We start from the raw sequence: 24,273 nt of genomic DNA, 5'->3' as shown, positions 1-24,273 counted from the left end.
TGAAAAGACCGGCAATTTGCCGGTCTTTTCATTTGTATCCATAAGAAAAATGGTATTTATGGAAGGGTGTAGCTGGCTACAACAGGAAGATGGTCTGAAGCAATGATATTTTTAATTACCTGATGAGTAGCTACTTTCAGGTGACTTCCTTTTTTTAGCAGAATGAAGTCGATTTCTTTTTCTGGATTAACCTCAGGAATTGTCGGATCACAGTTCTCTGTGCAGCTGCGCCTGAAATGTTGCTCCAATATAGCCATTGCCGGATTTGTAGCCTCAAAGTTAAAGTCCCCGGCAAGAATAACTGTTCCTTTTCTTGAGCCTAAAATCTTGTTGATTTCAGCTACCTGGAGTAAACGATGTTCCTCTTTTAGGTCAAGATGTGTGCAGGCGAAATCTAATTGCTGTCCGTTGGGTAGGGTCACATTCACAACGGCCAGGCTCCGGGCTTCTGCAGCTAGTCCTTCTTTGGAGGGTAGAGGAAAGCGTGATGCCTGGTTAATCTTAAATCTGGAAAGAATGGCAACGCCATATTCGCCTCCATCAAAATCTATTCCCTTGGAGAAGAAAGAATGCATTCCTGTTAGTGCTGCCAGTTTTTTCACCTCGTCGAGTCCATTAGCCCTTTTGGTCAGTACATCCAGTTCCTGGAGGGCCACGAGATCTGGCTGCTGACTGTTGATGACATCGGCAATAGCTTGCAAGTCAATTACTCCACTTTGTGCAGGTGGGTTTCCGTGATGAATGTTATACGTCATCACTTTTAGCGTTTTTGTCCCGGATTGTGCAACGGTGCTGAAAGCGTACATAAGAAGTAAACAAAGGGTACCTGAAAATTGAAAATATCGTTTCATAAATGCTGGATTTCTACCTTTAAAATTAGCGCTTTATTTTGAAATTCAGCGGCCGACTTCCTCTTGATATCAAACGTTTGCGCAGTCAATTTCGGGAAGATCTGAAGGATCCCGGCTATCTTAGACCTGATTTATTGGATCAGGCAGCTATGGAACGAAGAAAATTTTTAGGAGCGATATCATTAATGGGACTGGCAGGAACGTTACCTGCAACATCACTTTTGGCTGTTGAAGGAAAGCCTTTTAGTCGCGCGGGAATAGCGGGAAAAGACAGAGAGTATTGGTGGAGACTATTGTATAAAATAGGAAACCCCGTAACGGCAAACCTCGCAAATGGCAGCCTGAAAAAAAATATGAGGGTAGAAAAATCACCTACTTTCGATTCCCGTTCTATTCATGTCACTTATCTGGAAGCCGTCGGCAGAACCTTTGCAGGAATTGCCCCCTGGCTGGCTTTACCAGACGATGATACAAGGGAAGGCGTGTTTCGTAAAAAAATGAGAACAGATGCCCTGCAGGGATTGGCCCGTTGTTTTGATCCGGCAAGTCCCGATCAGCTAAATTTTAAAACAGATCATCAGCCAATTGTAGATGCAGCCTATCTGGCTCACTCTTTTTTACGCGCCCCGAAAGCATTGTGGGAGCCGCTGGATTCGACAACTAAAGAAAGAATCATCACCGCATTTAAATCATTAAGAAATAGAAAACCATTCGATAGCAACTGGTTGTTGTTTGGGGCCATGTCTGAAGCTTTTCTCCTCACATTGGGGCAGGAGCCTGATGCAGAAAGGTTAAATAAGGGGGTGAAGAAATTAAATGAATGGTATAAAGGGGACGGTTGCTATGGAGACGGGCCTAATTTCGCTTTCGACTACTATAATTCTTTTGTCATTCATCCAATGATGGTAGATACGCTAAAAGTTATGGCTGATCATGGACTGGCAACGTCAAAAGAATATGAGCTCGCCATCTCCAGAATGGAGCGATATGCTGTAGGGCAGGAGCGGATGATTTCTCCGGAGGGGACATTTCCACCGATCGGACGTTCCATTACTTACCGGACGGGAGCATTGCAGGCGTTAAGTCAGGTTGCGTTGATGGAGCGATTACCGGCAACAATAAAACCGGCACAGGTACGTGCAGCACTTACGCTGGTCAAAAAAAACATGTACGATGTACCGGGTACATTTGATGAAAACGGATGGCTGCAGTTGGGCTTCGTTGGCCATGATCCGGATATTGCAGATTATTACACTTCTACCGGAAGTCTGTATATGGCTACATTATCCTTCCTGCCTCTGGGATTACCGGCAACAAACGAATTCTGGTCGGCACCGGCCGAAGACTGGACAGCAAGAAAAGCCTGGGGAGGGAAAAAATTTGCTAAGGATTATCATGTAGATTACTAATCGATATCAATTTCAATATTAAAATTCGGATATTTAGAAATCCTTAAATAAATTTAGGATGACGGATTATTGATTCATGATAATGAACATCCCCATGTTGAAAACAATGGCTCGCGGTTTATCGTTGGTAATCTGCTTATGTTTATGGTTAAGCAGTGTTTCTTTTGCGCAAACAATCCCTAAGCAGGGAGGTCGTCCGAAGGTTGGCCTGGCACTCAGTGGTGGTGGGGCTAAGGGGATGGCGCACATCGGTTTATTAAAGCTGATTGATTCCCTGGGGATAAAAATAGATTATATTTCAGGAACCAGTGCCGGAGGAATCTTTGGCGGGCTTTATGCCATCGGTTACACACCGGATACGCTAAAAAAGATAGCGTTGAGGATCAACTGGCGTAGGGTGTTGAGTAATAAAGTCCCTTTAAATCAGATCAATATAGAAGAAAAAGATGAATACGATAACTATATGATCGAATTTCCGGTAATGGGAGGGAGACCAAGATTACCGGGCGCGTTAATTGAAGGACAATATATTTCTGAGATCCTCAATACCCTTACTTATCCTGCAAAACACATTAATGATTTTAACAAATTACCTATACCCATTACCATTACGTCCTCAGATATTGTAAATGGGGGATTGGTTTTGCAACACAAAGGCTCGCTGCCGATGGCCATTCGTGCGACTCTGGCCATACCCGCGGCTTTTGCGCCAGTTTACATTGATGGACGTTTGCTGGTTGATGGGGGCTTAGATCGTAACTTCCCCGTTCAGGAAGTGAAAGAAATGGGGGCAGATATCGTAATTGGTGGCTATACCGGATTCCGTCTTTTTACGGAAAAAGAAATTGAAAACCCAATGAAACTGATTTACCAGACCCATGCGTTCAGGTCTGTAGAGGATTCTAAAAAACAGGAGGCGATGGCAGATGTAGTCGTCGATTTTACTCAGGCGCTGACGGGCTATTCTACTGCTGATTTTTACCAGAACAGGCGCATCATTGAAATTGGTGAGAATGAAGCCAGAAAATACCTGCCGCAACTGATTAAAATTGCAGAAGAACAGAAGAAATATCCCCGGGATAGTGTCTCGCAGGTCATTAAAGATCCCAGGTTACCAGTCACAAAGATTACATATCAGAATGATAAAGGCCAGCCTTTAGATTTTCCGGTAATGGAGCAATTTGCAGCTTCGCGTCTGGGCCTGGAGACCGGAAAGGAATTAAAGGTCAAAGCAGTGAACGATGGCATTGCAGACATCTACGGGACACAGTTTTTTGATAAGGTATATTATACTTTTGAGAATAAGGGAGATACCGGCTTAACAATGAATGTTCGCCTGAAACAGGGCAAACCGGGAGTATTCAAGGCTGCAGTTCATTATGATACCGAGCAGTCTGCCGGCTTGATTGTCAATTATACCTACCGCAATATTTTTTTAAGCAAGTCCAGGTTACTGGCAACAGTAGACCTTTCTGAGCGTTTCAAAGCGCGTTTCGACTATTATAAATTCATTAGTGAAAGCAACCGGCTCTGGTTTAAGGCATCTTTTAGTTATCAGGCGCTACAGAATAACTCTATTCTGTATAGGCTGATTTCTGATGAGAATTATTTTAACAATACCATGAACACGGAATTGTCTCTTGGGTATAGCCTTGGACGCTCCAGTTATCTTTCCTTAAGCCTGAGTAATGAAAATGAAGCCATAAAAAGAGGTCCTAATCTTTTTAAAAGATTTTTTGGAGAAGGAAATGACATCCGGACACTTTATAAACATAGCAACGAAGCCTTCACATTGCTCTTCAAACAGAATACTTTAGACAACCTGTATTTTCCAAAACGGGGAAATTCATTAACGATTCAGGCGAAATATCTTGTGAACAACAGGCTCAGTACTAAAGTTCCGGATCCTGATGACGAGAAAGGGCAGTTGATTTACCAATACCTGAATCCTATGGATGGCCTTCCCGGAAATATTATGAGATTGTTCCTTAGCGAGAACTTTGTAAAACGGATCAACAGGAAGCTCTCTTTAAATGCCTCAGCTTCCTGGGGGCTCAATTATTCGGATAAATATGGGATTGACTCTTCCTATATGTATGAAAATGCCAAATTTAGCATGGGAGGAATAGATGCCAGGCAGGATGTTACACAAAATAATTTTATCGGATTAAAGCGCGGAGAGATTGGACTGGCAAGCCTGACCACCTTCGGTTTCGCTTTGCAATACAACATCAGGGGGAACTTATACCTAACCCCACAGGTTAATGTAGGCTGGGAAAATAGGGGTTGGAATCCGTTTAATGTAGCCTTTAATGACGACTACCTCTTCGGATACGGCGCTAAATTGGGCTATATGTCCTTCGTTGGTCCGATTAATTTTTCTGTAGCTAAAACGAATGGTTTTGACCGCAATCCATGGAGAATGTATTTGTCTATCGGCTTCAAGTTTTAATCTATTTGATTTCTATCGTCATTTCTATAGCTTCCAGCGGCATGTCGTCATGATACTCCAACATGGCAAGGGCTGAATAGCGGCCTTTCTTAAGGTTGGCAGGAATGGCAAGAGGGATGGTCCTGTTTGCATCCGGGAATATGGGGAACTCAATGCGCTCAAGTTTGATTTCTTCACCGGTCTCCATATTGGTTAGCTCCAGGCGGGCCTGGCATTGCAGCATGATGTTCCCGGTATTCCTGACGAAGAAATTATAACTGCCTTTTATGGATTGATCAGGACGAAGGTCAATGGCCTTCGCTTCATAATTGTGGACTCCCGGAGGGATCTGATAAAGGTGGATGCCAAACCTGAAGATCTCATTGATCACAGCATTTACCTTTCCTTTTTTCTTCTTACTGTTTTCCTGCTCCTTCACATTTTGAACAAATAACATCGCCCATTTCATTTCTTTAAGCATTAAGGTATCTGCCGGCGCATTTAGTGTTACGCGGACCTCTTTTGATGCCCTGGGCTCTATTTCTATAAAAGAATTGTCCAGTTTGATCCAGTCGGCGCAGGAGCGGCTCAAGGTCCCTGCTTTGAGGTACTGGTGATTGCCCAGGCTGTCTCTTAACCAGTCTCCCAGGGATAATTGAAACACTTGCCTTTCATTTGAGATGTTTACTATCGTAATGGTTTGTGAGGAACGCTCTCCGGCGGCGGCATTGAAGCTAAGTAAGGTTGGGTTGATGTTGACCCGCTGTGCATTGGTTATAGAAGGGCAGATTAATAAACCTGCTATTAAAGCGAAAGAGCATAAGATAGCTTTCATAATTGAGTTTTGTGTCCGGATGATCTTTGCTGGTGTTGCAATAATAATGCAGTTTTTATTTTGGGTCGATTTTTGCATCCCTTAAGAAACAGTACTGCTTTGTTTTATGAAATATTTATACCTGTCCGTATTTTTTTTTGGTTTCTTTATCAGGGCGAATGCCCAGCCTGCGGCACCTTCTCCTTGTACTGCTCTGGGAACAGAAGCCAGAAATAAGCTGACGGTTGTTTCTGAAGGAACACTAAACTTTACCCTGGGTACGCTCAATAGTTTTGAAACAGAACAGACCTATTCCAATAACATCAGACTGAATGTCTTGTCCAGAGATTCTAAATATAGACTATATGTGGCTGCAGAGCTTTCCCTGTCAGGAAGCCCTTCTACGGTGATTCCATTAAACAATTTTCAAGTCCAGACTGCTCTGGTAGGAACCAATCCCCAGAACAGGATTACGGTAAGTAATGTGACGCTTTCCGGAGCCTACCAGCAATTTGCACAGCGCAACAACGCTACGAATACCGCAGTCGATGTCTTTGACTTGACGGTGAAACTATCAGGGATGAATACTTATACTCAGGCTCCTGGTAATTATATACTTAAGTTTCACTATAGACTGTGTCATTATTAATATGAAAAATTTCATTATAACGATTGTTTTTGTTGGATGGATTATGTCATTTATTCCATCGGTTGGTATGGCCCAGCGTTATGTGACCAGAAGTCGCACAGTACAGCTATATCAGGTACTGGATGTCTCTTTAAGCAGTACCAGTTCGGTCTTTGATTTTTCTGCTTTGGCGAACTATGAAAATGGAATTACCAAGCCTGGAATGATCACGGCTACGGTTAAGGCCAATGTACCCTGGAAGCTAACGCTGACACTGGCAAGTAACACTTTATCGCCTCAGATTACCCCTACACCAATGCCTGCGAGCGTGATCGGGATCAAGGCTTCTACCGCTGCTACCTATACCCCGGTCCAAAACAATGCCCCCTTTTTTGTTCAAAACAACAGAGGATTGTATACGGTTGTCTTTGACCTGAGAGCACTTCCTGGCTATCAGTATGAAACGCAGGAATACCTTGGTGATTTTTATTTTACTGTGTCACAACAATAGTACTTTAACTCAAACTTGTTACATTTTCGTGTGGAATGTTTTTCTCAAAATTGCCCATTTTGAGAAAAGTGTGGTGTTGTTTTTCTACGTTTTTCTCCCCATTTATAGGTAATAATACCTATTTTAATGGCATGTGGTTTGTCTTTGTGTTTGCATATTAACCAACAAACAAAATTATCCAATGAAAAAAATTTTACTCAGTGTTGCACTATTTTGCGCGACATGTATGACTGTAAATGCACAAGTCGCTACAGGTACGACATCCACACGTACCCAAAACATGAAGATTGTCATCAAAGAAGTCTTCGATCTTGCCTTAACACCGGGTACATTACAAACCATTAGCTTTGACGCCCTGGCTAATTATGATGCTGCGGGTGGTATTGAGCTTGCTGCTGCAAATACAGTGAACTATAAAGCCAACCATTTGTGGAAAGTTACTGCAATTGCAAATGCACCTGAATTTACTTACGCTTCAACAACGAACAGTAAAGTAGCTGATCTTTCTCCAATGCCGACTTCTGTTTTGCAAATTCGTAAAACAGGTGGTACTTATCAGGCCCTTCCTCCAAGTACTGGTGCGGCAATTACGGTAGCATCAGGTACACGCGGTACAGGTAACTTTACCCTTGATTATAAGGCTGTTCCCGGATATACTTACCAGACAGGTGAATATACCGTTGGTGTAATCTACACCATGACCAACCAATAAGCAATTTCCGGCGTCATCATAATTTAATAAGGAAAGCCCTCCCATAAAAGGGCTTTCCTTATGATGGAATCGTTGGTAATCCTATGTGTAAAATTCGCGCTGTGAGCCTGCTTTGTCTGGCTTTTGTCTCCTTTCTGTGTTGTTCCGCTAATGCGCAATCCATTGACCTTACTTTTTTAAAAGATACGGTGGAGCAAAATGGGAATGCCTATAGTTTTAATACCGTGATTTTACGGAATACCTCTGCGGTAGCCCGGAAGTTTACTATTGAAGCACAGGCTCCTGAAGGCTGGCAATTGCTTTTCGACAACCGTAAGGTCTTCGAACTTGGCCCCAATCAAACGCTTTCCCTGCCGCTAAGGCTTGCGGCCGCCATCCAAACGGAGGCGACAGTTTACAGCGTCCGTTTATTTTTGAACGTTGCAGGATATTCTCAGAAATCAGCTTATGCTTATTATGCCAGGGTTGGCGCCAATTCAAAATGGCGGGCTTCATTACTCAATCCAAATCTGCTCTTATCGAGGGCAAGCCAGGAAAACAGCTTTCGCTTACTGCTCAGTAATAAAGGAAATGCACCCGAAGAGCTAAATGTCCGTATCAATACTTCCCTGTTACTTTTGCAGGCCAGGAACAGCTCTCTTAAGCTCGCTGCGGGAAAAGATACCATGCTTGTTTACAGTTTCAATGTTGCTGCTAAATTTCTGGATGATTTTAAAAGCCAGGAAATCGTGGTTCAGGTAACCGATCAGAAAAAACAGAACCAATTGCTCCTGCAACGAATTTCGAGCTTTGGGACCGTTTTCAGAGAGAACCCTTCCGGCTGGTATACCTTTCCGCTAAGCATCGAATTTGTGGCCCAAAATTTTACGACTGCCCAGAGCGCATTGTATATCAATAGTAACGGAAGCCTGGACTTAGATAAAGGCCGCTCTCTGAATTTTAATTACAGGACGGATAACTTTAATGCGCAATCTGATGGATCTTCAAGATACGCGTTTCTCAATTATAATTCAGCTAAATGGAAGGTTTCTGTTGGCGATCAGTCTGAATTTGGCGACTTCCTGATCGATGGTCTTGGCGCACGTCTGGGCTTTGATAATGGAAAAGGGTACCGCACTGAGCTGCTTGGCGTAGACAGCAGGCTTGGTGATTCAAAGTTGTTCCGATTGAATCAACAATTTAATTTTTCGGGAAATCAGGAGCTGGAGAACCAGACCATGGCGGGCTTTGACCGGGGAAATAAGATCAATAGTCTACTCAATATGAGTACTTATGAGTTGGGCTGGAGAAAATATAGCCGCCTCATTCTTCGTGCAGGAATCAGCAGAGAAGAATTTTACCGTTTTAGCGAGCCGCTCAGAAAAACGGGAGGTGCCCTCGCTGCGGCCTATAGCTATAGCAGTCCGGGCTTAACTGGAAGGTTCGGCCTCTCTGCTACTGATGTCAATTTTCCCGGAATTAATCGCGGTTTAAGGCAATCCAATAATGAACTGACCTTCCATTTTAAGCGGTTATCCCTGGGTTTGTTGTTCGACTATAACGAACGGCAGCTCAATCCTGCTTTGGATACAGGTACTGTGTTAAGACAACTATTGGGGGGACGTATCGCAGAATATGGACTGAAGATAGGCTGGAGATTCGATAAAGGATATGCTACATTGATCAGCTCAGTGATCAATCAGGTTCAGTCTTCCAGCGATCTGATCCTGATCAGGTCTTACAAGCTGAATTTTAATGCAGGAAAAGAATTTGGGAACAACTTCTCGGCTTCATTTTCAGGTAATCTATTGAGAAATCAGGCTCCGGATGATCCTGCTGCAAAAGCGGGGTATAGTCTTAATGCCTATGCTACACTTGCGGCACGAAATTATGGGTTCTTTGTCAGGCTGGACAATGGACCTTCTTATTATTTTGATTTTGTGAATTACCTGAACAATGGCTATTCCACCAGAAGGTTTCAGTTTTCGCCCTATTATGAGCAGTCTTTTTTTAAAGAGGTTTTGCATTTCAGGGTACAAATGGACTATACCGACGATCGTTCCCTGCCTGTTCCGGAGTTCATGGCACGTGGGGACTTAAGCCTGGACCTGAATAGCAAAGGTTTGTCCTTCCGTATTTTTGGTTCCAAGAATGTAAGGACCATTGCGGGAAACAGGTCCGACTATATGAGCATGAGTATCCGCAAAAGTTTCAATGTGCCGCTGTTGGGGATCAGGCGCTTTGTGACCATGAAGGTCCTGGTCTTTAAAGATTTTAACAGCAACGGAATCTATGATCTCGGAGATGAAAGTATCCCGGATGCGGCGATAGGAATTGCAGCGCAGAACTTCCTGAGTAACAGGAAAGGGGAGGTGAGCTATAAAAACATTAAAGCAGGGGAATATGATATAGATCTGAGCCGTGTAAACAGCGTAAAAGGGTGGATGCCCAGAAATGGATTCCGCCAGCATTATGAAATCCGCAGTTCTCAGACGGTTTATATTCCCTTTAGTCAGAGTCACTATCTTTCGGGGAAACTGAATGTTCAAAAGGACCCACGCTCTAACCTGGTCTTTCGCCCCGGTGGCATCAGGATCAGTATGACCAGCTCAGGTGGAGAGAGTTTTAGTACGCTAACGACAGAAAGCGGTGAGTTTTTTATTAACCTTCCCCAGGATACGTATAAAGTCCGGATCAGCAGCAACGTTTTTGATGAAGACTTCAGGTTGCTGTCCGACACTTTTAATGCAGATCTGCTGCATAAAAATTCGGAACACCTCATCTTTGAAGTGCGGGAACGTAAGCGGCAAATCAACATTAGAAAACAATATTAAATCTTCCATTTTATAGTTGCTAAAACTATTTAAATCTTTCCTATCTTCGTTTTGAGCTTAGCTGTGTTATTGATTTAAAGTAATTACAACCAAATATTTAAAAATGAGAAGAAGATCATTTATTCAAAAAGCAGGATTACTTGGAGCAGGGTTATTGGCCAGTGACCTGGTGTCATTTGCTGCAGAACCAGGGTTTCCTACGGTGAGGGTTCCACTCGCAAAACGTCACTTTAGCAGTAAAGCTGTAGAAAGTGCGATTACTGAATTTACATCCAAAGTAAAAAATAAAGAACTGGCCTGGTTATTCAATAACTGTTTCCCTAATACTTTAGATACTACGGTTACTTATACGGAGACAGCGGGTAAACCAGATACTTATGTGATTACCGGTGATATCGATGCAATGTGGCTGCGTGACAGTACTGCGCAGGTATGGCCTTATCTTCCTTTTTTACAAAAAGACAAACCTTTAAAAAATCTCGTTCAGGGTGTCATTAACCATCAGGTAAAATGTGTGCTTAAAGATCCTTATGCAAATGCCTTTTACAATGACCCGAACAAAGTAGGGGAATGGAAAGATGATGTGACAGACATGAAACCAGGACTACATGAGCGGAAATGGGAGATTGACTCCCTTTGTTATCCGATTCGTCTGGCTTACCGTTACTGGCAGGAAACAAAAGATACCACTCCTTTCGGTGCAGACTGGCAGGCTTCGGTAAAATTGATTTTAAAGACCTTTAAAGAGCAGCAGCGCAAAGAAAACGATGGCCCTTATACCTTCCAGAGGAGAACTTCATGGGCCACAGACGGTGTTGCCATGTCAGGATACGGTTATCCCGTAAAACCTGTAGGTTTAATCTGCTCTTCTTTCAGGCCAAGTGATGATGCCACAGTGTTCTCTTTTTTGGTGCCTTCTAACTTCTTTGCAGTAGTGAGCTTAAAACAGGCTGCTGAAATCTTCAGAGCGATAAAAGCAGATGAGCAAACGGCGAAAGACCTGGATGCACTGGCAGCAGAAGTTCAGGATGCTTTGCAGAAACATGCCATCATCAACCATGAAAAATTTGGTAAAGTATATGCATTTGAGGTGAACGGAATGGGAAGCTTCAACCTGATGGATGATGCAAATATCCCGAGCTTACTCGCACTTCCATACCTGGGTGCTGTGCCGGCGGACGACCCTGTATACCAGAATACCCGTAAAATGATTCATTCTGTAGACGACAACCCTTTCTTCTTTAAAGGCGCTGCTGCAGAAGGAATTGGCGGTCCGCATATTGGTAAAGACATGATCTGGCCAATGAGTATCATTGCAAGAGGATTAACCAGCTCGGATGATAACGAAATTAAGTTATGCCTTAAAATGCTGCAGTCTACTCATGGAGATACTGGTTTTATGCATGAATCTTTCCATAAAAACGACCCTAAGAAATTTACCCGTGCATGGTTCGCATGGACAAATACCATCTTTGGCGAATTCCTTTGGAAAACCTATAAAGAAAGACCACACCTGCTGGCTTAAATCTTATCATCCAATACCGGCCTTCTGAATTTACCTTCAGAAGGCTTTTTTATGCGATGAAACCTGGGTTGCTAAAACCTTTTTAATGCCAAAATCGCTGAATGTTTTGTAGGAAATGTTAAATAATAACCTGTTAAAAATTCTTCCCTTAAAGCCATGAAACCTTTATTTAGAACCAGCCTGATCCTGATCCTTTTGTGCAGCGGGTTAACCGGATTTACGCAACAAAAAGTAAGTATCATTCCTCAGCCTGTAAACCTTCGTTTGCTGGAGGGCAGTTTTGTGATCAATTCTGAAACAAGCATCCATCTGGATGGCGATAAAAAAATATTGAAACCTGCTTCAGCCTTTCTTCAAAGCTATATCCGGGGAATCTCGGATTACGATTTGCAGTTAAAAAAGAACAACTTAAATACCATCACCCTCAAAATTATCAATAACCCGGTAATCGGTACTGAGGGCTATACGCTGACCGTAAATAACCAGGGGATTGAGATTGCGGCAAACGGACGTGCAGGAATCATTTACGGAATGCAAAGTTTGTTTCAAACCCTCCCTCAGGTACAAACAAATAAGGAACTAAGGGTTCCGGCAATGGAGATCACCGATTATCCCCGCTTTAAATGGCGTGGAATGCACCTGGACGTTGGACGTCATTTCTTCACGGCAGAGATGGTTAAGGAATACATAGACCTCATTGCCGCTTATAAGATCAATACTTTTCACTGGCACCTGGTAGACGACCAGGGATGGCGGATAGAGATCAAAAAATATCCTGCTTTAACTGCCGTTGGTGCATGGAGAGTAGACCAGACCGATCGTCCATGGGACATCAGGCCACAGGCGATGCCAGGTCAGGAAGCTACTTACGGTGGGTATTATACCCAGAAACAAATTAAAGAGATCATCGCCTATGCGGCAGTTAGAAATGTAAATATTGTACCGGAGATAGAAATGCCGGGGCATGTGGCCTCTGCTATTGCTGCTTATCCGAATCTCAGTTGTAGTCAACGCCCTCAATTGCCATTAACTGGAGGAAATTATACGGGAGCATCCTCGAATTACTGTGCCGGAAATGAAGAAGTATTTACTTTTCTGGAAGATGTACTGACAGAAGTGCTTGCGCTGTTTCCTTCAAAATACATCCATATCGGAGGCGATGAGGTCGATAAAACCTCCTGGAAAAGTTGTGCGCGTTGCCAGGCGAGAATGAAAACATCAGGTCTGAAAAATGAAAACGAATTGCAAAGTTACTTCATCACCAGGATGGAGAAATTTCTGATCGGCAAAAAGAGAAATATGATTGGTTGGGATGAGATCCTGGAAGGTGGACTGGCGCCGGAAGCGACAGTCATGAGCTGGAGAGGTGAAGCCGGGGGGATTGAAGCCGCAAAGATGAAACACGATGTGGTGATGACTCCTGATAACCCGCTTTATTTTGACCATTATCAGGCGGGTCCTGAAGGAGAGCCTTTGGCTTTCGGTGGATTTAATACCCTGAAAAAGGTCTATAACTATGAACCCATCCCGAAAGAGCTGAACGCAGAACAGGCTAAATATGTATTGGGTGCTCAGGCCAACATCTGGACAGAGCAAATTACGACTAAGGAACACCTGGAATATATGTTGCTTCCCCGCATGTTGGCTTTGGCAGAGGTGGTATGGTCTCCGGCACAAACTAAAAACTGGAACGATTTTTCTGAACGTTTGAAGTATCATTTCAAAGGCTTCGGACAAAAGGGATATCGTTTTTCTCCGGGGAATTATACAGTAGCCATAAAGCCAGCCATCAATAACGGGAAATTAACTGCAGAATTGTTGTCGGATGCGATTAACGGCGAGATCTATTATACCCTTAACGGGGAGCAGCCAACGATAGGAAGTCTTAAATATACCGGACCGGTAAGCATAGATTCTACTGCGATCTTAAAAGCGGTTTATGCAGTAAACGGATCTGTAATGGGATTGGTCCCTGCCAAACAATCCTTCGTTTTTCATCAGGCTACAGCTAAGAATGTGGTATACAAGAATCCGGTTAGTCCAAATTACCTGGCAAATGGCCAGAATTCATTGACCGATGGAATTCGTGGAACAACCGCGGTTAACAAATACTGGCATGGGTTCAGTGGTCAGGATTTGATTGCAACGATAGACCTGGGAGCACAAACCAATATCGGGAACATCAGCCTGGGCTGTTTGCAGAATTATAAGGACTGGATCATGATGCCGCGATGGGTAAAGTTCGAACTGTCTGACGATGGAATTACTTTTAGGGATCCGAAAACTATTAACAGTCCGGTTTCTCCCGAAGAAAAGATGACTTTAATCTATGATTTTAAAGCGGTTTTCGGGCAGAAGAAAGCCCGCTTTATTCGGGTAACGGCTAAAGTGCTGGAAGCCTTGCCTAAAGGACATAGTGGGGAAGGAAAGCCTGCATGGCTGTTTGCGGATGAAATTATCGTTACAAAGTAGGGATATTTGAACATCCCGAATGGGTTGGATATTAATGGGGTAATGTTATATTTGTTATAGCGCAAAGAACATTGCCCTTGAGAGAATTCATCCCTATGAAAATACCCAATCTCCCACAGAAGGAAAAGGAAAGATTACTTGCACTAAAAGGCTATGGATTGTTGGATTCCGGAGCAGAAAAGGAGTTCGACAGGATTACAGAACTGGCCTCCCTAATTTGCGAAAGTCCGGTTTCCCTGATCACCTTGCTTGATGAAAACAGGCAATGGTTTAAGTCCAGAGTAGGAATTCAGGAATCGGAAACCCCGAGAGAACTTGCTTTTTGTCAATATACGATTCTAAATCCCGGGATCTTCGAAATAGAAGATGCCAGCAGAGACGAAAGATTCAAAGATAGTCTCCATGTAAAAGGAGACCCACACATTAGGTTTTATGCCGGATATCCGCTGGTAGACCCTGGCGGATATGCGCTTGGCTCTTTATGTGTCTTGAGTCCTGAACCGAAAGTGTTGACTGCGATGCAAAAAAATGCACTGTCCCTGCTGGCTGATCAAGCCATGGCATTAATTGTGCAGAGAAGAAAAGCAGAAGAAAGCCGTTTTTTTGATGAGTTTTATCAATTGTCTAATGACCTGATTTGTATTTCTGGCCTGGATGGCTTCCTCAGACGTGTCAACCCCGCCTTTAAACAGGTGTTGGGTTGGGATAAGGAATACCTGTTCAGCAACAGCCTTTTGACTTTTATTCATCCCGACGATTTGCAGTCTAGCCTCATCGCGCTGGAAAAGTTGTCCGCCGGAGAGAACAATACTAATTTTTCCGCAAGGTGTAGAACCTTTAATGGAGATTACAGAACCCTCCAATGGACCGTTACTCCGGAGCCTGGTACGGAAAATGTATTTGCAATAGGAAGGGACGTCACAGAAGAAAATCTGAGGATAGCACAGGTTAAAGAAAGTGAACATAACCTGAGGTCCTTTTTTGAGAATTCTCAGGGCTTGATGTGTACCCATGATCTGGACGGTCAGTTTAAAGCCGTAAATACTGCAGGTGCAGCGTTATTGGGCTATACGACAGAAGAGTTCTGTAAGATGAGCATGTCTGACCTCATCCCTGTAAAACACCATCCGCATTTGCAGACTTACCTGAAAGAAATTAAGCACAACAGAACTTCATCCGGACTGATGACCACCCTTCATAAAAATGGTTCTCATAAAGTCTGGCTTTATAATAATTTGGTAGAATCAGGCCCGGGAGGCAATCAATACGTGATTGTGAACTCTATCGACGTTACAGGGAAGCACCGCCTGGAGCAGGCCCTGGACCGGACCAAGAAGATGCTGGAGCAGACCAACCGCATGGCACAGATCGGTGGATGGGACCTGGATGTAGGACTAAATAAAGTGACCTGGTCTGAGGTGACTAAACAAATACATGAAGTAGAATACGATTTTGAACCTGATCTGGAAACTGCCCTTCATTTTTATAAAGAAGGAGAGGACAGAAATAAGATCGCTATGGCGCTGTCGCTCGCCATTACCAGGGGAGAAGCATGGGACCTTGAACTGATGATGGTCAGTGCAAAGGGAAATGAACGTTGGGTCAGGTCATTGGGACATGTGGAATTTGAAAATGAAAACCGCAAGAAAATCTTCGGTACATTTCAGGACATCACCGGGAAAAAGAGGGCAGAAATTGCCTTATTTGAAGAAAAAGCAAGGCTCCTGGCCTTTGTTACCCATGCACCGGCAGCTGTGGCGATGTTTGATAAGAAATTGCGGTACATCGCAGCAAGTAACCGCTGGATTGAAGAATACCATTTGGAAGAAACACCAATTCTTGGAAGATCTCACTATGAGGTCTTTCCTAACATCACTCAGGAATGGAAGGACATTCACAGCAGTTGTCTGAAAGGAGAGGTCTTTAAAAAAGATATGGACATCTGGCGGCCAACGGGCTGGGATCACGATCAGTGCCTTCGCTGGGAGGTCCGGCCCTGGTATCAGTTTGATGGATCTGTAGGGGGGATCATGATGTTTACCCAGGACATCACCGAAAGCAGCAGACAAAGAGGAGAGCTGCATAAAGCAAAAGAACAGGCAGAGCAGGCCAGTCTGGCGAAATCCGAATTCCTGGCCAACATGAGCCATGAAATCCGGACCCCCTTAAATGGAGTCATTGGTTTTACTGACCTGGTGCTGAAAACGGTTTTAAGCCCAACACAGGAGCAATACCTGACCATCGTTAATGAGTCTGCGAATGCGCTGTTAGGGATCATTAATGATATCCTGGACTTCTCTAAGATTGAGTCCGGAAAACTGGAACTGGATATAGAAAAATGTGACCTCTATGAACTCGGAAGTCAGGCTGTTGACATCAATACTTATCAGGCGCAGAGTAAGGACCTGGAAATGTTGTTGAACGTCTCTGAAGACCTGCCCCGTTTTATATGGACTGACGAGGTGAGGTTGAAACAGGTCCTGATCAATCTGTTGAGCAATGCGGTAAAGTTTACGGAGAAAGGCGAGATAGAACTAAAGATCGTTGCATTGGAAGCGCCGGTGGAAGACCGGACTTTGTTTCGTTTTCAGGTGAGGGATACCGGAATAGGCATCAAATTAGCAAAGCAACATCAGATATTTGAAGCTTTTTCCCAGGAAGATGGCTCCACAACAAAAAAATATGGAGGTACCGGCCTCGGGTTAACGATCTCTAATCAGTTGTTGGGTTTGATGGGGAGTAAGCTTGAGCTGATCAGCAGCCCTGGGAATGGGAGTACTTTTTTCTTTGACATTTGGCTGAAGGCAGAAGAGGGAGAGCCCCTCGAATGGACCGACCTTTCCATGATCAAACGGGTGTTGGTGGTTGATGATAATGAGAACAACAGAATCATCATTGAACACATGCTCCTGCTCAGAGGGATTAGCTCCGTGACAGTGAAAGATGGTTTTCAGGCAATGGAATTGCTCCTTAAGGGAGAGCAGTTTGACGTGATTCTGATGGATTACCATATGCCGGAGATGGACGGATTGGAAACCATCAGACAGATCCGGAAGCGGTTTAACAGCAAATCAGATACGCAACCCATCGTATTGCTTTTCAGCTCTTCGGATGATGATACCGTGGTTCGTGCCTGTGATGAGCTGGATATCAACTGCCGCCTGGTCAAACCGGTTAAAATGAGAGACATGTATTATGCCTTATCTCATTTGTATCAGGTTAACAAAACAAAGGAAAACGGCCCTGCTGAGCAAACGGAAGGAAGCAAAAAGCAAATTCATGTGCTCATTGCCGAAGATAACCTGATCAATATGCTGCTCGCCAAAACGATTGTCAGGAGAATTGCACCCAATGCGGAAATTCATGAAGCTTCAAACGGATTGGAATGCCTGGAACATTGTAAAACACAAGTTCCGGATATCATTCTGATGGATGTGCAAATGCCGGAAATGAATGGTTATGAAGCCACAGCATACATCAGAGAGAGAATGTTGCTGAAAGAATTGCCAATCATTGCGCTAACGGCGGGAAATGTGAAAGGTGAAAAAGAAAAGTGTATCCTGTCGGGAATGAATGATTTCTTATCCAAACCAGTGTTGGAGGAAGAAATTGCCCAGGCTTTTAGAAACTGGTTAAAATAAGAAGGCTGTCTGAAAGATATGAATTTCATACCGCTCAGACAGCCTTATCTATCGTAAAACTGATCAGATCAGTTTTTTATTTAGAATGCAAAACCAACACGAACACCAGTGATTACACTTGGTTTGATGTTGAAAGAGCTTCCAGCTGATTTGTGCTCAGTAGTAGTAGTAACACCAGCAGCAGTAGCTGTAGTTTTAGTTTTTCCTTCTTTTTCGTAAACAAGACCTAAACCAGCTTCAACACCTAAATACATACGTTTTGCGATGTAGTAGTCAGCACCAACAACTCCACGAAGACCAAAAGATACATAACCTGGACCTTTAGTTTCGTTGAAAACGTCTTTTGTATAACTAACACCTTTATTGGTTGTGTTTTCAGAAGTTTCTGTTCTTGAACCGGTTCCGAAAAGGATATCACCACCTACGTAAGGAGATAAACGGTCAGTACCAGTGAAGTGTTTCTCGATACCTAAGTTGATCAATACGTTAGTTGCTTTTTGAGTGAAAGTACCTTTTTGATTGGCATCAGCACCATAAGCGTTAGTTTTATCGTTAGTTGAACTTACATTGAAACCTAAACGGTAAGCAACTTTTTCTTTGTTGAAATAACGGAAACGCAATAAAGCAGCGCCATCATTCAATTTGAAATCTGTGTTGTTGATACCGCCTGTTAAACCAAATTCAGTAGTAACGTCACCTGCAACTGGTTTGAAATCCTGTGCTTGTGCTGCTACTCCAAAAATAGCCATTCCTAAAAATAATAATACTTTTTTCATAAATGTGTGTTTGATGTTAAATAGATGTTAATTAACTGTAAAATTTACGGCTGCAAAAGTAGGTTTAATAGAATTATTTATGTCAAATTATTGTCATTACAGCTTTTTTTGGCGGTAACTAACTGATAGCCTGACTGATTTTTTTGCCTTTTCCGAGTTTGTTGCTGTTATTGATTATTTGACCATTTTGTTTAATCCGTCAATTGGTATCTGAATTTAACTTTCAGATATTTAGTAGTTTGTGGCTGTTGTTTTGGCCATTATTGATCCTATCCCGAGAAAAAAACAAGGTTTGAGTTTACTTGAGTTTGTGAGGCTATTTTGTGACGAAAATGAAGGGGACTGAGCGAATGAAAAACCTTGCCTGAACGAGGCTTAGAAGTGCATTCAATCGTTTGCGTGAAATCCTGGGCTTTTAGACAGTTTATTTTCTTTTAAATAAAATATTGGGTTCTCATGTTTCAAAAATGGTTTTAGCAACTTTTCACCCTAATTCCTATGACTTAAAGCATTATACCTCTTTGTGGGAAAGCCCCCTGAAATTTAGCTTCCGCTAATTGACCTTAAATATTTCGTCAGGCACTTAATTAAACACAACCGTTTGCGTAAAGCCAAGTCCCTTATTGACCTTCATTTAGGGATTACTATACGTAACATTGGCTTAAATATTTCTTAACAACCAAATCCCATAATGGAAAAACAACAACTTTTTAAGACTAAAGGGATCTGGGTTTTAATGGCAGTGATGCTCCTGTTTCTGCAGGAAAACATTGCTGCGGTTAATCCCCGGATGCTAAAACCTAATGTGCAGCGTAACATGGCTGATATCGTGGTGAAAGGGACTGTTAAAGACAGTCAGGGGCCGTTGCCAGGTGTAACGGTGACTTTAAAATCAGACCCGGGTCGCGGAACCAGTACAGACGGCAACGGAAATTTTTCGATTAGCGTGCCTGAAGATGGTGTGCTGGTATTTAAAATGCTGAGCTATACAGTTCAGGAAATTCCTGTAAATAAACAGGCTTCGATAAATGTGACCTTAACCGCTTCCAGTAATGACCTGGAAGAAGTAGTCGTGGTAGCCTATGGTACCCAGAAAAAGGCGAGTATGACCGGGGCTGTAGCCACGATCAGCCCAAAAACATTGGCCAACAGGCCGGTAACTTCAGTACAGAATGCCTTACAGGGAATCACTCCCGGACTAACGATCTTACAACGTCCCGGCGATGTTGGCCGTACATCCGACGGAACTTCAAACAATACCGGAGCGGTATCCATCCGCGGAAGGAGCAGTCTTACCGCAGGATCAAGCCCTCTATACATCATTGATGGAATTCCGGCATCTGCACAGGAATTCGCCACATTGAATTCAAATGATATTGCCAGTATGTCTGTGTTAAAAGATGCTTCATCAGCTGCACTTTATGGTTCAAGAGCTGCAAATGGAGTAATCATGGTAACCACCAGAAGAGGAAGTGGCGAAAAGACAACCATTCAGTTCAATGCAAATTATGGTTTGCAGGCAGCAACCCGTTTACCAGAATACGTCAACTCAGGTGACTATGCAACACTTTATAATGAAGCTGCGATCAATGCAGGAGGAGCAGCACTATATACCGCAGATCAGATTGCTTTATTCAGGAATGGTTCACAACCGGATCTTTATCCAAATACAAACTGGTATAAGGAAGTGTTAAGGGAAGTAGCTCCGCAAAGTGACATCAATCTGAACATCAACTCTCCGGGCAAAATTACCAGTAGCTATTTAGGCCTTTCCTATCTGACTCAGGAATCCCTGATTCCTGGAAAAAGTCAAAACAGGATCGTAGGTAAATTAAATACCGAAAGTAAGGTGATTGCAGACTTGTTGAAAGTGGGAACAAATATCTCCTTTATCAAGCAGGACTTTAGCCGTGATGGAGCCGCAATGTCATGGACAGAGCTCAACCGTGCTTTGCCGATTACCGTGGCCCGTCAGTCGAATGGTGATTGGGGATCGATCAGTAACGGCGGACAGGCAGTGCCTAACGTTGCCGGAAATAACCAATTGCGTAAACTCGCAGAAGGTGGAAGTGCCTGGGATAAAGATAATTATTTGCAAACTGCGATTAATGCAAGCCTGACCCCGTTGAAAGGACTCTCCATTAACGGATTGGCTTCCTTGAAATATTACAACTCCAATTCCTGGGAGTTTACAAGCACCCTGTCGCCGGTGAATGATTTTCTTACTGGCGCGCCAATGGAATCGACGGCCTTGAAAATCAATAATATGAAGGAATACTGGCGTAAAAGGCAGGAACTCCTGATTCAGGGAACGGTAGATTATGAGCGTACCTTCGGACAACATTTTGGTAAATTAACCGTAGGTGCAAGTGAGGAAAATAACGTAATCAGGAATGCTTTTATTGGGAGAAAAAATTTCCCGAACAACGACATGACCACGGTTGGAAGTGGTTCCACTAATCCGGAAGATATGAATTCGGATGATGATGGTCAGGCCAATCGTTCCGGACAGCAGGAATGGGCCATCCGCTCCTTCTTTGGACGCTTTAACTACGTGTTTAACGGTAAATATCTGTTCGAAGCGAATACCAGAATCGATTATTCTTCCCGTTTTCGTGAGGATATCCGCAGGGCGATATTTCCTTCCTTCTCAGCAGGATGGAACGTCTCTAAAGAGGATTTCATGCAGAATGTCAGTTGGGTAGACAATCTGAAACTGAGGGGTTCATGGGGATCTCTTGGAAATCAGGGCGTTGTTCCGATAGGCAATTATTACAGTATGCTGGAAACAGGTTATGCTTATAGTTTCGAAGGCAATGCACAGGGTGGAACATCCCAGAATAAAATACCAAATCCTTTGGCAACATGGGAAAGGGTATACATGACCGATTTCGGAGTAGATGCCACCTTTTTTAAAGGAAAGCTGGACCTGGTAGCAGACTATTACATTAAAGATACCAAAGACCTGTTAATGCGTGTTCCGACCTTGTTAACAATTGGGGTAGAAACCAGCGGAACAAAAACGGGTTTACCTTTGGTGAATGCGGGTGCTACCAGAAATAAAGGTTTTGAACTGGGCCTGGCTTACAACGATAAAATCGGCGAAGATTTCCAGTTTAGTGTCGGTGGAAACTTTTCTGTGATCAAAAACTCAATTACCAAATTGGGTAACGGGGAAGAATTTATTGATGGCAAATTTATTCAAAGAATGGGTCAGTCTATCGGTTCTTTCTACGGTTATGAGGCTGATGGCTTGTTCAAGGATGCAGCAGACGTGGCAAATCACGTTTTTCAGACGCCAAATACAAAACCTGGTGATATCAAATACAAGGATTTAAATGGTGATGGTGTTTGGGATTCCAGAGACCGTACCGTGATAGGAAATGATGTTCCATGGTTCAACTATGGCTTCAACCTTAGTGCAAGCTATAAAGGCTTCGACCTGAATGTGCTGACTTATGGCGTGGGGAAAGTGAAAGCCTACCTTTCCGAAGAAGCAGCATTCCCGTTCTTTAACGGAGCTGGGGTAAAGAAGGGCTGGGAAAACCGCTGGACTAAAGAAAATCCAGATCCTAATGCAGACTTCCCACGTATTTTAAACTCCGGTGATGGGAAACACAACTACAATGAAATCTCTTCTTTCTGGTTGTTTAATGCGTCTTATTTTAGGGTGAGAGGCATCACACTGGGCTATACCTTACCGCAGAGTTTTGTTAAAAAGATGGGCATGACCAATCTTCGGGTATATGGAACTGCAAATAACCCCTTCACCTTTACTGCAGATAAGCGTTTGAATGATTTTGATCCGGAAATGCTATCTGGTCGTGGAGGTTATCCAGGGATTAAAACCTGGTCATTTGGTTTAAGTGCCGCTTTTTAATGAATTGAAATTATGAATATGAATAAAAGATCATCAATATATATACTTACAGCGGCACTGACTTTTACGTCTTTATCCGCCTGTCAAAAAGATTTTCTGGAACGCCCGCCATTGGATCAGGTTTCTGAAGTCACTTTCTGGAAAACTGAAAAGGACGTTTATGAAACCGTTATGGGAGTCTATGCCAAGCTTCCGGGTGATAACATGGTCTACGACGATGGTTCAACTGATAATGCCCATGTTCAGAATGCATGGGAGGGACCAGCAAGCAGTACTTCTGCAGGAACAATCTCCTCAACTGAAGATGCAGGCTGGTATTATATTGACATCCGCCGTGCAAATTATTTCCTTGAAAACGCAAACAAGGTAAAAGTGATCGCTCCTGAGCTGCTGACAAGGTATGAGGCAGAAGTACGTTTTCTACGTGCCTTCTCTTATTTCAGGCTAATGAGCTTGTTTGGGGATGTGCCTTTAATCACTAAAACATTGGCTATCGGAGAAGAAAATGTACCGAGAACACCTAAAAAAGAGGTGCTTGCTTTTGTCCTGCAGGAACTGGATGCCGTAGCTAAAATCCTACCTGCAACATATGCGGGAGGAAGACCCAACGAAAAGGGCAGAATTACCAAGGGTGCAGTACTGGCATTGAAAATGCGTGCCCATCTATATGAAGGGGACTGGAAGCCTGCGGCTGATGCTGCTGCTGAAGTCATGACAATGGGTTACGACCTGTTTACCACTACTGCTGAAGAACCTTCGGATGCTAAGGACGATTACAGCAAATGGGTAGACTTTGCTGATGCCACAGATCAGGAGAAATTCCGTAAGGGATTAAGAAGCTATGAGCGCCTTTTCCGTCAGGTGAATGAAGGAAATAAAGAGGTGATCCTTAACCGTGAGCAAATCATGCAAAAGGATGAAAATTCTTTCAATACCTATTTACCTCCGGCAACGCTGGGAGGCTGGAGCTCAGTTACACCAACACAGTCGATGGTGGATAGTTATGGCAATTACAAAACCGGTGAAGCTGTTATACCTGTAGATCCTGCGCAGCGGGCAGCCTGGTACGCTTCAGATAAAGTGGCATTTGCCAATGAATATAAAAACAGGGACCCTCGTTTTTATGCAAGTATCTTATTTGATGGTGCACCCTGGAATGCCATGAGCAAAACTACATTTACCTTTACCTGGAAACAAGGAAATAACATGTCAAAAACAGGCTATAATTTCCGTAAACTGGTAGACCCGATTGCCTACGAAGGCCAGATCGGAAACCATGCCAATGTAATTCTGATCAGATATGCAGAAGTCCTGCTGAGTTATGCTGAAGCAAAAAACGAGCTGACAGGACCAGACGCAACAATATACGATGCATTGGATAAGATCAGAACACGTGCGGGAATGCCGGTTATAGACCGCTCCAAATATGCTTCACAAGCGGCGCTGAGAGCCGTGATCAGAAGCGAACGCAGAGTGGAGCTTGCGTTGGAAGGACAGCGATATATGGACATTCGCAGGTGGAAAATTGCACCTGAGGTAATGAAAACCATTAAAAATGTTGCCAATCAACAGGTTCAGGAAAGGGTATGGACAGATAAGCTGTACCTGATGCCGGTTCCTCAAAGTCAGATTGACTTATCAAAAGGGGTGCTGACACAAACACCTGGATACAGCAAATAGTTGTTATCCGGTAAAATATCCGAGAAGGCCCCTGTGAGTTAATTCACAGGGGCCTTCTCTATATTATATTCCTGATTTCTCTTTTTTTTGCAGGAAATACGGGTATCTTTTCTTTGCGGGAAATACGGGT

14 protein-coding genes are annotated in these 24,273 nt (G+C 43.4%); 11 read left to right on the top strand and 3 right to left on the bottom strand.

Going from position 1 to position 24,273, the window contains the following annotated elements:
- Positions 1-56 precede the first annotated feature (56 nt).
- A complete protein-coding gene (locus DBR43_RS23685) occupies positions 57-851 on the bottom strand; it encodes an endonuclease/exonuclease/phosphatase family protein (protein ID WP_199757121.1) in 795 nt (264 codons plus the stop codon).
- Positions 852-1,000: 149 nt separating this feature from the next.
- Between DBR43_RS23685 and DBR43_RS23680 the strand changes: the two genes are divergently transcribed.
- Together DBR43_RS23680 and DBR43_RS23675 are read left to right on the top strand one after the other, a co-directional pair.
- Positions 1,001-2,260: a DUF2264 domain-containing protein gene (locus DBR43_RS23680; protein WP_124585493.1), complete on the top strand. Its 1,260-nt coding sequence runs from the start codon at positions 1,001-1,003 to the stop codon at positions 2,258-2,260.
- A gap of 106 nt (positions 2,261-2,366) precedes the next feature.
- A complete protein-coding gene (locus tag DBR43_RS23675) occupies positions 2,367-4,712 on the top strand; it encodes a patatin-like phospholipase family protein (protein ID WP_158622584.1) in 2,346 nt (781 codons plus the stop codon).
- Position 4,713: 1 nt separating this feature from the next.
- Here the strand turns inward: DBR43_RS23675 and DBR43_RS23670 are convergent, their stop codons facing one another.
- Positions 4,714-5,526: a hypothetical protein gene (locus DBR43_RS23670; RefSeq protein ID WP_124585489.1), complete on the bottom strand. Its 813-nt coding sequence runs from the start codon at positions 5,524-5,526 to the stop codon at positions 4,714-4,716.
- 106 nt (positions 5,527-5,632) lie between these two features.
- On the opposite strand from DBR43_RS23670, the gene DBR43_RS23665 reads away from it, so the two are divergent.
- From DBR43_RS23665 to DBR43_RS23635, 7 genes are all read left to right on the top strand, one after another.
- Complete coding sequence (locus tag DBR43_RS23665; protein ID WP_124585487.1) at positions 5,633-6,154, top strand: hypothetical protein; 522 nt, start codon at positions 5,633-5,635, stop codon at positions 6,152-6,154.
- A 1-nt stretch (position 6,155) separates the two neighbouring features.
- Positions 6,156-6,644 carry a hypothetical protein gene (locus DBR43_RS23660; protein WP_124585485.1) on the top strand — a complete coding sequence of 163 codons (489 nt, stop codon included), beginning with the start codon at positions 6,156-6,158 and terminating at the stop codon, positions 6,642-6,644.
- A gap of 181 nt (positions 6,645-6,825) precedes the next feature.
- Positions 6,826-7,356 carry a hypothetical protein gene (locus tag DBR43_RS23655; protein WP_124585483.1) on the top strand — a complete coding sequence of 177 codons (531 nt, stop codon included), beginning with the start codon at positions 6,826-6,828 and terminating at the stop codon, positions 7,354-7,356.
- Between the two features lie 83 nt (positions 7,357-7,439).
- Complete coding sequence (locus tag DBR43_RS23650) at positions 7,440-10,169, top strand: hypothetical protein (RefSeq protein ID WP_124585481.1); 2,730 nt, start codon at positions 7,440-7,442, stop codon at positions 10,167-10,169.
- Positions 10,170-10,272: 103 nt separating this feature from the next.
- Positions 10,273-11,694 (top strand): glycoside hydrolase family 125 protein, encoded by a 1,422-nt coding sequence (locus DBR43_RS23645; protein WP_124585479.1) that lies wholly within the window; start codon positions 10,273-10,275, stop codon positions 11,692-11,694.
- Positions 11,695-11,850: 156 nt separating this feature from the next.
- The gene (locus DBR43_RS23640) at positions 11,851-14,166 is read left to right on the top strand and encodes a glycoside hydrolase family 20 protein (protein ID WP_124585477.1); all 2,316 of its coding nucleotides are present in this window, start codon (positions 11,851-11,853) and stop codon (positions 14,164-14,166) included.
- Positions 14,167-14,261: 95 nt separating this feature from the next.
- The gene (locus DBR43_RS23635; RefSeq protein WP_124585475.1) at positions 14,262-17,807 is read left to right on the top strand and encodes a response regulator; all 3,546 of its coding nucleotides are present in this window, start codon (positions 14,262-14,264) and stop codon (positions 17,805-17,807) included.
- An 80-nt stretch (positions 17,808-17,887) separates the two neighbouring features.
- Here the strand turns inward: DBR43_RS23635 and DBR43_RS23630 are convergent, their stop codons facing one another.
- Positions 17,888-18,583 (bottom strand): hypothetical protein, encoded by a 696-nt coding sequence (locus DBR43_RS23630; RefSeq protein ID WP_124585473.1) that lies wholly within the window; start codon positions 18,581-18,583, stop codon positions 17,888-17,890.
- Positions 18,584-19,274: 691 nt separating this feature from the next.
- On the opposite strand from DBR43_RS23630, the gene DBR43_RS23625 reads away from it, so the two are divergent.
- A complete protein-coding gene (locus DBR43_RS23625) occupies positions 19,275-22,463 on the top strand; it encodes a SusC/RagA family TonB-linked outer membrane protein (RefSeq protein ID WP_124585471.1) in 3,189 nt (1,062 codons plus the stop codon).
- Positions 22,464-22,481: 18 nt separating this feature from the next.
- On the top strand, positions 22,482-24,143 hold the full coding sequence (locus DBR43_RS23620; protein WP_158622583.1) for a RagB/SusD family nutrient uptake outer membrane protein: 1,662 nt from the start codon (positions 22,482-22,484) through the stop codon (positions 24,141-24,143).
- The last annotated feature ends 130 nt before the right edge of the window (positions 24,144-24,273 follow it).

Source organism: Pedobacter sp. KBW06 (assembly GCF_003852525.1).
Classification (GTDB): domain Bacteria; phylum Bacteroidota; class Bacteroidia; order Sphingobacteriales; family Sphingobacteriaceae; genus Pedobacter.
The sequence above is the reverse complement of the archived record's forward strand: the minus strand, read 5'-3'. Positions and strand labels throughout refer to the sequence as shown.

What these genes read in the sequence shown, in the direction of transcription:
- DBR43_RS23685 (WP_199757121.1), bottom strand. Translation starts at nt 851, where the DNA reads ATGAAACGATATTTTCAATTTTCAGGTACCCTTTGTTTACTTCTTATG.
- DBR43_RS23680 (WP_124585493.1), top strand. Translation starts at nt 1,001, where the DNA reads ATGGAACGAAGAAAATTTTTAGGAGCGATATCATTAATGGGACTGGCA.
- DBR43_RS23675 (WP_158622584.1), top strand. Translation starts at nt 2,367, where the DNA reads ATGGCTCGCGGTTTATCGTTGGTAATCTGCTTATGTTTATGGTTAAGC.
- DBR43_RS23670 (WP_124585489.1), bottom strand. Translation starts at nt 5,526, where the DNA reads ATGAAAGCTATCTTATGCTCTTTCGCTTTAATAGCAGGTTTATTAATC.
- DBR43_RS23665 (WP_124585487.1), top strand. Translation starts at nt 5,633, where the DNA reads ATGAAATATTTATACCTGTCCGTATTTTTTTTTGGTTTCTTTATCAGG.
- DBR43_RS23660 (WP_124585485.1), top strand. Translation starts at nt 6,156, where the DNA reads ATGAAAAATTTCATTATAACGATTGTTTTTGTTGGATGGATTATGTCA.
- DBR43_RS23655 (WP_124585483.1), top strand. Translation starts at nt 6,826, where the DNA reads ATGAAAAAAATTTTACTCAGTGTTGCACTATTTTGCGCGACATGTATG.
- DBR43_RS23650 (WP_124585481.1), top strand. Translation starts at nt 7,440, where the DNA reads ATGTGTAAAATTCGCGCTGTGAGCCTGCTTTGTCTGGCTTTTGTCTCC.
- DBR43_RS23645 (WP_124585479.1), top strand. Translation starts at nt 10,273, where the DNA reads ATGAGAAGAAGATCATTTATTCAAAAAGCAGGATTACTTGGAGCAGGG.
- DBR43_RS23640 (WP_124585477.1), top strand. Translation starts at nt 11,851, where the DNA reads ATGAAACCTTTATTTAGAACCAGCCTGATCCTGATCCTTTTGTGCAGC.
- DBR43_RS23635 (WP_124585475.1), top strand. Translation starts at nt 14,262, where the DNA reads ATGAAAATACCCAATCTCCCACAGAAGGAAAAGGAAAGATTACTTGCA.
- DBR43_RS23630 (WP_124585473.1), bottom strand. Translation starts at nt 18,583, where the DNA reads ATGAAAAAAGTATTATTATTTTTAGGAATGGCTATTTTTGGAGTAGCA.
- DBR43_RS23625 (WP_124585471.1), top strand. Translation starts at nt 19,275, where the DNA reads ATGGAAAAACAACAACTTTTTAAGACTAAAGGGATCTGGGTTTTAATG.
- DBR43_RS23620 (WP_158622583.1), top strand. Translation starts at nt 22,482, where the DNA reads ATGAATAAAAGATCATCAATATATATACTTACAGCGGCACTGACTTTT.